This is a genomic window from Rickettsia gravesii BWI-1 (genome assembly GCF_000485845.1).
In the GTDB taxonomy this organism is placed as follows: Bacteria; Pseudomonadota; Alphaproteobacteria; order Rickettsiales; family Rickettsiaceae; genus Rickettsia; species Rickettsia rickettsii.
Genome location: NZ_AWXL01000006.1, coordinates 61153 through 71065, shown reverse-complemented (window position 1 = coordinate 71065; position 9913 = coordinate 61153). Strand labels below are relative to the sequence as shown.

Here is a 9913-nt window from a genome sequence, read left to right as displayed (position 1 = left end):
AAATAGTGGCTATTTTCTTTAAATTATCCTCACCAAATTTATATATTAGATGATCACCGAAAATACTTCTTTTTTCTAACAACATTACGAACTTATCTTTATTATCACCTGCATAAGATAAAAGATATTTTTCAGTAAAAAGTTTGGTATTTTCATTTGTAATACTACTTACGTAATTAATATCACTTGCTGCTATTTTAAGAGCTAATCCTTTGTTTAGGAATAGAGGTTTATGTTTTTTATATTGTTCTGCTAACGGATCGTCTGTTGCTGCAAGTAATTTAGTTGCAAACTCCTCTAAACTTACTATTTTGCTTGCTGAATTATCGGTTGTAAATATTTCATAGTTTCTATCCTCAAATATTATCTTGCCTTCTATTCCTGGTTCTTTACTAACCGATACCGTAAAAGTAAAATTATATTTCTTTATACCATTTAAAATAAACTTACTCTCTAACTCATTTATCACACCGCTTTTTAATATGCTTTTACATATTTCTTTTAAAAAGATTTGCGTTTCGCTTATATTCGGTAATTCGTTAAAACTCGCAATAAACCATTCTATTACTTCAGGATTTTTACTTTTTTCATATTCTTGAGTGATGTAATCGGTTATTGTGTGTAGAGTGGCGTCTATTTCTAAATATAAATCCTTATCAAAATTTTGAGTTCTATGTAGATCAATTATTTTTATTAACCTATTAACTTATTTATAACTAGCTTTATCAAATGATCTTACATTTATTATATTAATTAAACTTACAGCAGCTGCATAAATACTTCTATCGCTATATTAGGCTTTCTTTCTATTATCTCGACTAAACTCCAAACAGCTGCATATCTGACATAACAGTTAGGATTATTAAGTAACTCTTTCAATCCAGTAATTATTTCTTCTGATGGCATCACTTTTACTATTTCTGCCATACTACTAGCAATTTCACACTTAATAAAATCTTCAATATTATGATCAATAATCAGCTTTTTTAAAACACTAAATGCTTCTTTCATCATACTAGAATTTGCTCTTACTATCTCAGCTATGCTCTTAGCAGCTTCAGACTTAAAATAATTATCAGGAGCAACACCTCTTTTAATATTATAAATACTTCTTCTGTAGTACTAGGCTTTGTTTCTATTACCACAATTAAACTCCAAATAGCTGCTAAGACTTTTATTAGGATCTTCAACTAGTTCTGTCAATGCTTTAAATGCGGATTCTACATGCATTGCTTTTACTACTTCCACTCAGCTTCTAACGGCCTCCTCCTTAACATGGCTATGAGTGTAATTATCAATATCAAAATCACTAAGCAGCTCTTTGAATGCATCACATGCTTCTGTTGTGTGCATTATTTTTACTATCTCAACTATACCATCAATAACTGCAAATTTGATACTTTCGTTGGAATCATTAACTAGTTCTTTCAATACTTTGAATGCTTCTTTTGCTAAACTAGGTTTTGCCTTTACTATCTCAATCATGCTGGTAGTAACTAAAGATTTATTTTGTAATTTTTGTACTTGTTTTAATAATTCTTCATCTAAATCAGATATAGTATTAATTATTTTAATCAATATTATATTTACACATCTATTTAATTCCCAAATATTTAATAATGATGTTATTGTGTTTACACTTTCTCGTATTACCATCTCGTCTATCGTCTCATCTAATATATGTGCCAACTTTTGTAATACTAGCTTCTTTAATTGCGTATCATCAACTTTTAATAAACCGATTAATCTTTCATAAATTTTTGTTTTATTACCCGACGTATTTTTATTTATTAAGCTTGTGATTATTTCTATAGCTGTTTTAAATGCTTGAAATATAGTTTCTTTGTTTCGTAATTTTTCATTTATTAGCTTAGCAATCTCTTCCGATAAATATCCGCTGTCTATTATATGTTGTTCCCAATCTGTCTTTTAGTACGATCTCATCTATCAACTTTTGTATTTGTTTTAAATACGGTATTCTACTATTAAATTTTCCGTTAATTTTGCTTTGAGCTAATAAATGCATTAAGAGTTTAATCTTTCTTTCAATTCCTAGCTCTAATATTCCATCAACATTACATGTTACAGCTTCCCAAAATATTTCTATTAACTCTTGATTATTTTCATTACTTACCATCCCTGCTAGAAACTTCAGAGTCATTAGATATTTCGGATCGTTTCGATGCGCACCTATAAAATTTGCTGCTGTGTATTTTGTGTTGTTATCTGCTAACTGATTTTTTAAATAACATGCAGATAGATATTCTTGAAATGTTAAATGAATAAATTGCAAATTTTACCCTTCTCTTCTTAATAGCCCTTATTCTACAACTTCGTCTATATCTAATATATCTTTCTTGCTTTCTACTACTTTGTGCTCTACTCACTTCCCTGTTGCAACAAACGACTCATAGGTTATTTGCTCTAAAAAACTTATTTTGTTTTTTAAGTGATTATTAGCTTCTGTTTTATTTTTATATTTATTTTGTTTCTAGATGCATATTATTAAGCCAGTTTATTATTTCACTATATAAACGACTTATATTAAAATCTTTATTACTATTTTTTTTTGAAATTTATCCCTTACTGCTTGATCGCTCCAAACCAAACATATTAATGCAGTATTGATAGGAACTTCACATATTTCTTTTATTTGGCTATGAGTATCCAAAAAGATTTTTAATGGTGTTCCAAGCTCTTTATCATACTCAAAATTTTTATGTACATATTGTTCTATTCCCTCACTATCCCAGCCTGTATTGTCTACTTTCCGCTCAAACCTGTTGCTCATTTCTTCTATAACCACATTAGGCCTAGAACTTATTACGATATTTTTATACTGAAATACAGAATCCATAATATCTCGGTAATCACGATTACTCTGTGATAAAAACGCTACCTAATCATAACCATCCAGTAGTAATAATATCCTATCTTTATCTTGTATGCTTTTTATATCTTCAAGTTTTATATCTTTAGAATCTAAACAATAATGGACAAAACAAATTAGTATATCGTTATCTATATTAGTACCGTAACGTACTGTCCAATTGCTTAACAATTCCTTTAACCTGATTCTAAATACATAATCAAATTTGTCGTTCCACAGTTTTTCTTTTCCCCTGGTTTTACCTATTCCTGCACTACCGAGTAACAATACTTTACCTATATCAACTTGCATTCTGTTTATTTTCTCAACTATATTTTTTATTTCTGAGGTACTTTTATTAGTTAGATTTCTGCGAAGTATCGCAAACTTATTTTCTTCATTTAGTGACTTAACTATATTATCAATTTTTTCTTCTTGAACTTGATAATTTTTATCAAACAACTCCCTTATCTTTTCTTCCGTATCTATGGCTTTAAAAATATTCTCTATTTCTACCAACTTCTTTTCTCCGACAACTTTATCGCGTAATGCTGCTTTAACTGCTTCATCGTCTTCACTTAGTAATATCTGTAATTTTACATAATATTCCTCTAAAGACTGCGCTTTGATTTTCTCATCTTCTATTAGCTTTGGTAAAGTATCATGAGAGCTATATAAGGTTTTTAGTCTTGTTATTAATGGATTTAGAATTGAAGTTTGCATATTCTTAGCTGTTACTATAGGAAGCGTATCTTTAAAGTTTAACTTTTTTCTCATATTAAACTATTAAAGGAACATTTAAAGTTTTAATTCTTTTATTAATCTATTTTTTTAGTAAAGCGCTCAATTACAAGATTTAAAATAATATTATGCTCTAGAAATTCCTTAGCTCCGGCAAGCACTAAGATAAATCTTTTAGTTAAAAAATAATCTGTTTTACTACTTTATCACCATCACCTATAAAACCGGTATTTGTAATGGTAACAAAAGTTTCTTCTGACCTAATCGAAGTAAACTGCCATTCTACTAATGTTAGGGTTTTTATACGCATCCCATTCAATAAGTATTTTTTTATTTTTTTCAATTTCCTGCACGTTAATTTGAGCTGAGAAGCCATACATTTCCCATGTCCAAGTGATTTGTTTCTTAACTTCTAGCTTATCGCTACTTTTAGTAAACCAAAATTTTGAGGTAATATTAAGATTTATAAAAGCTTCAAATACTTGATCAATTGGTTTACGAATAAGCATTGCTGCTTTCGCAGTTGGTTTTAACTGATTTATATAAACATCATTATTAATAGTCATTTTTAAAAACTTTTTGTAAATTATTAGAATTCTTTCCAAAGGCTATATTACATCGTAATAAGTATTGTAGCCTATAGTAGCAAAATTTATCTTATTTTCAACTTATTTTTACCAATCATACAAAAACATAATTTGGCTATAGGTTGTATAAGGTACGGCAGCAAATCCGGTTGGTAACATTACGACAAATAATAAGACAAGTTTTGCAAGTAGCGTTAATAGTAACGGTATTATTACCTTATCACCCGGCTCGGTAAATATATTTGCTAACAATATAACGGCTAATAGTGTAGTTACAAGCGGAGTAACTTTAGCATTTACCAACAAACTTGCCTTTAATGGTAATTTAACCGGTAGCGGTACTACGATTAATTTAAATGCAGTACCGGTATCATATACCGGTCAAAGCAGTTTTTTAGGTAAGCTAATTGTGGCTACAAGCTATGATCAAGCAAAAAATTCCGGTGGTAATATAGTGATTACACCCGGTAGTAAAATGGATTTATCTTCACTAGATGAATTAGAGATTCAGTTTAACGGTACTGACGTACATACAGGAGAAATAAATGAAAATACTAAATATTCACTAATATCTTCAGAGGACGAAAATGGACTAATTCCGTTGTCTGCCGATAAAATTAAATTTTTCATTGACGGTAATGACAAGAGTTTCATTAAATGGTCGATAAATACTTCATCATTAACTTTATCGGCTACTAATATAGCCAATGAAATATTGCAAAAAGAAATAGATGAAGGCAGTTTTACACCGGAGGAGGCACAAGATATTGCAACACTGATCCGTGCATCTGAAGATACTGAGGCGGATACGTTTCAAGACGAGTTTGTTTTTTTTACTATTGAGCAGCAAAAAGAAACACTAGATCGTGTTACACCAGATATGGTAAGACCGGGAGCGGTAATAACTGCAGTAAATATGCAAGTTGTATCTCATAGTATAGTCGGTAATTCATCTTCTTGAGATTCCCGAATAAATAAAGTTGCTATTTCTGCCGGTGATGAGACAGAAGTAGATTTCGGTACGTGGGCTAGTCCTTTTGTCGGCAATAGTACTCAAAAGGCACAAAATAATCTAAGCGGTTATAAATCTAACTCAACCGGCGGTACTGTCGGTTTTGATAGTTGAGTAGGCGATGATTTCTTACTTGGCGTTGCTTATACTAGAACTGATACTAAGGTAAAGCAGAACAATAATAATGTCGGCGATAAAAGTAAAGTACAGAGCAATATTTTCTTTATACGGCTTATATTAATGTACCAAATAAAAATTGTTTTTTTGAAGGTATAGCTTCTTAAGGTGATAGTAAAGTTAAGAATTATTCACAGCGTAATATTGCTTTGGGTAGGAATTTGATCAGTTATAAAACGACAATCGGTAAATATAAATCACGTTCATATAACAGTTATTTAGCTCCGAAAGCGATTAATTTAACACCAACCGTAGGGATTAGATATTCCGATATCAGAGATTCAGGATATACTGAGACCGGTACGACTTTCCAAAATTTAATCGTTAAAGGGAAGAAGTATAATATGATTGAAGGGCTTGCAGGTGTTAGGATGTCAAACCGGACAGATTTTAGCCGGTTAGATATTAACGTAGAAAATCTAGTTTTAAGCCCTGCAATTTAAGGCATGCTAGACTATAACTTTAATAAAACTCCCGCTATCGATGCTAGGTTACAAGGGATGAACAGCCCATTTACGACTAATAGCTTTAAGCCTGCTAAAACTAGCTTTAACTTTGGTGTCGGTGTAACTGCCAAACACCAAACGATGGAATACGGCGTTAATTATGATGCGAATGTGGCGAGTAAATATTTCGCTCAACAAGGTAGCTTAAAAGTGCAGGTAAATTTCTAGGTTCTTGCGTAAGAGTGCTAATTGATTTGCTTTAAATCAGTGTAATCAATTCTGCGGTCTAGGTGAACAAAATTTTTGTGGATACCGATAGCCCGGCTGAATTGCCAAGCCGAAGCAACTAGGTTACCACGGCAGGTGTTCCTTTGGTTGCAACATCAAAGGCACAACATCTGCCTCCCCCTAGTTTTATCAATCCCCCGAAAAGTCACTCTAACTTCCTTAGTAGTCTTATTTACTTACAATAATTTTTATTCTTTCTAATAGTTTATTTTCAGTGTATTTTTATACTAAAATTTAATTCACAAGAAAAATATGCAAAACTACCAACAATATTTAATTTTAAGTCTTATATAATCTTTATTCAAATTAATCCAGCTTTGGCATTAGAGGATAAGAGAGACTCTTCAGTATATTATTATAATAAAGGTACTAATTTAGCTATTTTAGGAAAATATGAATTAGCTATTGAGTTAAATCCTAAATTTTCAAAAATATATAATAATAAAGGTCTAACTTTAAAAAAGCTAGGTCAATATAGGTTAGCACTTGACGCTTATAATAAGGCACTTGAACTTGATTCAATAAATTCTGAGATACAAATTTTGACCTTTATTTTCTTAGGTTGTTCTGTTTTCTAGATTTTTTCAGTCTAAAATAAGCGAGCCAATGATACCATTCATCTACTGTTATTTGCTCTACTTCTGCAACTGTCTTATATAAAACTTCAGTAAGAGTAAACTGGGTCCTGCTATTCTGATTATGATTTCATGTATAATACATATACCCATTAACCATAGCTGTTAATGATCATTAGGAGAATATTTATGACCCAATTACTTGACCTTATAACCCCTGGTGATGTCTTATATGAAGAATTTATAAAGCCTTTGAATATAAGTCAAAACCAGCTAGCTCGTGATATTGATGTACCACCTAGCCGTATTCACGCTATAGTGCATGGCAAACGAACTCTTACTACTGATATGGCACTGAGATTAGGTAAATATTTTCACACTTCAGCCCAATTATAGATTTAATTTACAAGCAAGATATGATTTAAAATTAGCACAGCGTAATGAATGGCCGCATATTAAAATCGTATTCGTACTATGGAAGTAGCAAGAAAAGCTAGTTGATTATTTCCTAGCAACGGCAAAAGATTCAGGATATCTTATGGCAATATCGATACCCTGCATAAATCTTATTCTTATACTGTCGCTTGTACCAAGTGCATAAGGGTTAACTAACACATCTAATACGCCCCATTGCCTGACATAAAATATTAAATAATACTTTTTATCACGGAGTAATAAATTATAAAAAAGGCAACAAATACTACCCTCATATTTACAAGCCTATTATTACTAAAGAATTATAGAACAAATAGAAAAAGTTTTTGCATCAATGTATATTGAGCCTGATTTATTGAACAAAATAATTAAAAGTGTTAAAGAATCGGCAAAATATGAAAAAGATTATTATAACACAAGAATAACAGAATTAAATAAAGAACTTATCAGTGTAAAAAATAGCCTTAATAAGCTTAGAAATAAACTTTTAGAAGGTATATTTATAAATGAAGAATACGAAGAAGATAAATATAACTTAACAACACGTCGTGATAAAGTAATGTTAGAGATAGCAGAGCATAATAAAGGTGATGATTGTTTTACGGAAAAAATGATAGATGTACTATAATTTAGTTGCCAATGCACATCAATATTTTGTTTTGTCGAATGCTGAGGGAAAAAGACGCCTAATAAAAACTGTGTTTTCAACAATTAAATTAACAGGCAAAAAGCTTGACTTTATGCTGCATTCGCCGTTTGATTCATTCGTAAATTTGTCAAAAATCGAGGAATGGCTCCCCGGGCCGGACTCGAACCAGCGACCGAACGGTTAACAGCCGTTTGCTCTACCACTAAGCTACCGAGGAACATTAGAAGTATCTGGAAGATTCAGATACTTCCTTATAACAAATCTTTATTATAACGTCTAGCGTTTTCTTTATATAAAATAAAAAAGTTTTATTCATCACCTATTTTTAAAGCTGCAATAAACGCAGATTGCGGAATTTCGATATTACCGTACTGTCTCATTCTCTTTTTACCTACTTTTTGCTTCTCAAGTAATTTACGTTTACGACTTATATCACCACCGTAACATTTAGATAAAACATCTTTACGTAGGGCTTTAATAGTCTCACGAGCGATAATACGACTACCTATACTTGCTTGAATTGCTATATCAATCTGCTGTCTCGGTATTAAATCCTTTAACCTTACGCATAATGCCCTCCCCCTTTGCTCGGCACGTGAGCGGTGTACGATTGTGGATAGTGCATCAACCGCCTCTGCGTTAACCAAAATCCCAAGCTTAACAAGTTCGGAAGGTTCATAAACATCCATTTGCCATTCAAAACTTGCATAACCTTTAGAACAGCTTTTTAAACGATCATAGAAATCGTAGACTATCTCATTTAGCGGTAATTTATAAATTATTTTAGCCCTATTTGCTATATAGCTATGATCGAGCTGCACCCCTCTCTTTTCCGTACAAAGCGATAGTACCGCACCTAAAAACTCATCAGGTACCATTATAGTTGCCTTAATCCAAGGCTCTTCCATTGATTCGATTTTTTGTAAATCAGGCAAATCTGCCGGGTTATGTATCTCTAAGCTCTCACCGTCCCGCATATGAATTTTATACACCACACTTGGAGCGGTAGTGATTAAATCTAAATCGAATTCCCTACTTAAACGTTCTTGGATTATCTCTAAATGTAACAGCCCTAAAAAGCCGCATCTAAAACCTACTCCGAGTGCCGAAGAGCTTTCCATTTCATACTCAAAACTAGCATCATTAAGGCGTAATTTCACTAGTGAATCCTTTAGATGCTCAAATTCCGAGCTATCCGTTGGATAAAGACCACAAAACACTACGGGTAAGTTTGGTTTAAAACCCGGTAGAGCTTGCTCACAAGGCTTTTTTTCATCAGTGATAGTATCCCCAACTTTACAATCCACTACTTGCTTTATAGCCGCAGTAAAGAAGCCGATTGTGCCTGCATGCAGAACATCCGAAATATGTTTTTTCGGAGTAAAATAGCCAACATTCTCAACGGTATAAACCGAGTTAGTAGCCATCATTTTAATACGCATATTCTTACGTAAGTAGCCATCAATAACACGTACTAAAATAACCACGCCAAGATATGGGTCATACCAACTATCAACAAGCAAAGCTTTCAAAATATCAGAACTACTTTCTTTTGGCGGAGGTAATTTATTTACTATAGCCTCTAAAACTAAATCAATCCCTATACCGCTTTTCGCAGAGATTAGCACAGCCTCACTTGCATCGATTCCGATTATATCCTCTATTTGCTGCTTAACCTGTTCAGGTTCTGACGCCGGTAGGTCAAGCTTGTTAAGCACCAGTACAATCTCATGATCATTCTCGATTGCTTGGTAAACATTGGCAAGCGTTTGTGCTTCTACTCCTTGCGTACTATCAACTACCAATAACGAGCCTTCACAAGCAGCAAGTGACCTACTAACTTCATAAGCAAAATCGACATGCCCGGGAGTATCCATGAGATTCAAATAGTAGGTGTTACCGTCTTTAGCTTTATATACAAGCCGCACGGTTTGTGCCTTAATAGTTATACCTCTCTCTTTTTCAATATCCATCGAATCTAGCACTTGCTGGCTCATTTCCCTAGCCTGCAAGCCGCCGCAATGTTCAATTAACCTATCGGCTAACGTAGATTTACCGTGATCAATATGGGCGATTATTGAGAAGTTCCTTATATATTTTTGATGATTCATAATTATTGTGATATAATTTGCAT

Annotated in this window: 15 protein-coding genes, 1 tRNA gene and 1 pseudogene; 7 read left to right on the top strand and 10 right to left on the bottom strand. The window is 32.5% G+C overall.

The window, feature by feature from the left end:
- The 8 genes and pseudogenes from RGRA_RS11380 to RGRA_RS0102565 form a co-directional block, all read right to left on the bottom strand.
- A pseudogene (locus RGRA_RS11380) lies at nucleotides 1–469 on the bottom strand (hypothetical protein); the annotation flags it as partial.
- Nucleotides 470–759: 290 nt separating this feature from the next.
- On the bottom strand, nucleotides 760–1014 hold the full coding sequence (locus RGRA_RS11375; RefSeq protein ID WP_017443235.1) for a HEAT repeat domain-containing protein: 255 nt from the start codon (nucleotides 1012–1014) through the stop codon (nucleotides 760–762).
- A 234-nt stretch (nucleotides 1015–1248) separates the two neighbouring features.
- On the bottom strand, nucleotides 1249–1689 hold the full coding sequence (locus RGRA_RS12500; RefSeq protein ID WP_017443233.1) for a hypothetical protein: 441 nt from the start codon (nucleotides 1687–1689) through the stop codon (nucleotides 1249–1251).
- A 181-nt stretch (nucleotides 1690–1870) separates the two neighbouring features.
- Entirely contained in the window at nucleotides 1871–2293 is a 423-nt protein-coding gene (locus tag RGRA_RS08520) for a hypothetical protein (protein WP_017443232.1), read from the bottom strand.
- Between the two features lie 246 nt (nucleotides 2294–2539).
- On the bottom strand, nucleotides 2540–2791 hold the full coding sequence (locus RGRA_RS13200; protein WP_236609763.1) for a hypothetical protein: 252 nt from the start codon (nucleotides 2789–2791) through the stop codon (nucleotides 2540–2542).
- Nucleotides 2792–2899: 108 nt separating this feature from the next.
- A complete protein-coding gene (locus RGRA_RS13195) occupies nucleotides 2900–3646 on the bottom strand; it encodes an NACHT domain-containing protein (protein WP_017443230.1) in 747 nt (248 codons plus the stop codon).
- A 224-nt stretch (nucleotides 3647–3870) separates the two neighbouring features.
- A complete protein-coding gene (locus RGRA_RS13190; RefSeq protein WP_236609762.1) occupies nucleotides 3871–4176 on the bottom strand; it encodes an SRPBCC domain-containing protein in 306 nt (101 codons plus the stop codon).
- A 108-nt stretch (nucleotides 4177–4284) separates the two neighbouring features.
- Nucleotides 4285–4500 carry a hypothetical protein gene (locus RGRA_RS0102565; RefSeq protein WP_017443229.1) on the bottom strand — a complete coding sequence of 72 codons (216 nt, stop codon included), beginning with the start codon at nucleotides 4498–4500 and terminating at the stop codon, nucleotides 4285–4287.
- A gap of 106 nt (nucleotides 4501–4606) precedes the next feature.
- Between RGRA_RS0102565 and RGRA_RS0102560 the strand changes: the two genes are divergently transcribed.
- The 7 genes from RGRA_RS0102560 to RGRA_RS13185 all read left to right on the top strand — a co-directional run bounded on the left by RGRA_RS0102560 (nucleotide 4607) and on the right by RGRA_RS13185 (nucleotide 7758).
- Nucleotides 4607–5158, top strand: a complete 552-nt coding sequence (locus tag RGRA_RS0102560; protein ID WP_017443228.1) for a hypothetical protein — start codon at nucleotides 4607–4609, stop codon at nucleotides 5156–5158.
- Between the two features lie 9 nt (nucleotides 5159–5167).
- Nucleotides 5168–5323, top strand: coding sequence for an autotransporter outer membrane beta-barrel domain-containing protein (locus RGRA_RS11700; RefSeq protein WP_157668013.1), 156 nt, complete (start codon nucleotides 5168–5170; stop codon nucleotides 5321–5323).
- A gap of 224 nt (nucleotides 5324–5547) precedes the next feature.
- Nucleotides 5548–5829: an autotransporter domain-containing protein gene (locus RGRA_RS12495; protein WP_017443227.1), complete on the top strand. Its 282-nt coding sequence runs from the start codon at nucleotides 5548–5550 to the stop codon at nucleotides 5827–5829.
- Between the two features lie 3 nt (nucleotides 5830–5832).
- On the top strand, nucleotides 5833–6060 hold the full coding sequence (locus tag RGRA_RS12490) for an autotransporter outer membrane beta-barrel domain-containing protein (protein ID WP_017443226.1): 228 nt from the start codon (nucleotides 5833–5835) through the stop codon (nucleotides 6058–6060).
- Nucleotides 6061–6437: 377 nt separating this feature from the next.
- A complete protein-coding gene (locus RGRA_RS08500) occupies nucleotides 6438–6698 on the top strand; it encodes a tetratricopeptide repeat protein (RefSeq protein ID WP_017443225.1) in 261 nt (86 codons plus the stop codon).
- Nucleotides 6699–6884: 186 nt separating this feature from the next.
- On the top strand, nucleotides 6885–7091 hold the full coding sequence (locus tag RGRA_RS08495; protein WP_017443224.1) for a HigA family addiction module antitoxin: 207 nt from the start codon (nucleotides 6885–6887) through the stop codon (nucleotides 7089–7091).
- 373 nt (nucleotides 7092–7464) lie between these two features.
- A complete protein-coding gene (locus RGRA_RS13185) occupies nucleotides 7465–7758 on the top strand; it encodes a hypothetical protein (RefSeq protein ID WP_024547249.1) in 294 nt (97 codons plus the stop codon).
- Nucleotides 7759–7921: 163 nt separating this feature from the next.
- Here the strand turns inward: RGRA_RS13185 and RGRA_RS0102535 are convergent.
- Nucleotides 7922–7996, bottom strand: a tRNA-Asn gene (locus RGRA_RS0102535).
- A gap of 91 nt (nucleotides 7997–8087) precedes the next feature.
- Complete coding sequence (gene lepA, locus RGRA_RS0102530) at nucleotides 8088–9890, bottom strand: translation elongation factor 4 (protein ID WP_017443222.1); 1803 nt, start codon at nucleotides 9888–9890, stop codon at nucleotides 8088–8090.
- Nucleotides 9891–9913 lie beyond the last annotated feature (23 nt).